Origin of the sequence: Paraburkholderia ginsengiterrae, assembly GCF_001645125.1 — a bacterium.
Classification (GTDB): Bacteria; Pseudomonadota; Gammaproteobacteria; order Burkholderiales; family Burkholderiaceae; genus Paraburkholderia; species Paraburkholderia ginsengiterrae.
Genome location: NZ_LXKA01000217.1, coordinates 1 through 466, shown reverse-complemented (window position 1 = coordinate 466; position 466 = coordinate 1). Strand labels below are relative to the sequence as shown.

At 74.9% G+C, this 466-nt stretch carries 1 protein-coding gene; it reads right to left on the bottom strand.

The window, feature by feature from the left end:
• On the bottom strand, nucleotides 1-182 hold a 182-nt coding region (locus tag A6V37_RS41810), incomplete at its 3' end, for a hypothetical protein (RefSeq protein WP_425262281.1).
• Nucleotides 183-466 lie beyond the last annotated feature (284 nt).

The window sequence follows — 466 nt, the reverse complement described above, 5'->3', positions numbered from 1 at the left end:
GTCTTGTACGTCATGACGACGTACACCGCATTCGGCGATCGCGCATCGCGCGCGACCGTGCGTTCCACGTCTCCCGGCGCGGCATCGCTCGCCGCCGTCCCCGCGAGCGCCCTCCCCGACCTCGCCTCCGCGCGCCCCTGCCCCATCTCGCGCCCCCGCTCGACACCGGCCGACGACGCCATCCTCTCCACCCCCAGCCCCGCCCACCTCTCCGTCCCCCCTACCTGCGCCGGCATACCGCCCTCTCCCCCCCTCCCTCCCCCTCGCGTCCACCCCTCCCCCCTCCCGCCCACACCTCACGCAGCCCCCTTTCCCGACAGCCCCCACCTACGCCTGCGCCAGCACCACTTCCCCACGACCCCAGGCCTACCGCGCCTCTGCCGCACGCCTCTCACCTGCCCCAATCGCTTCCGCCCCCACACCCACCTGCCCCCGCCGCGCCCACCGTGAGCACCCGCATCGCGCT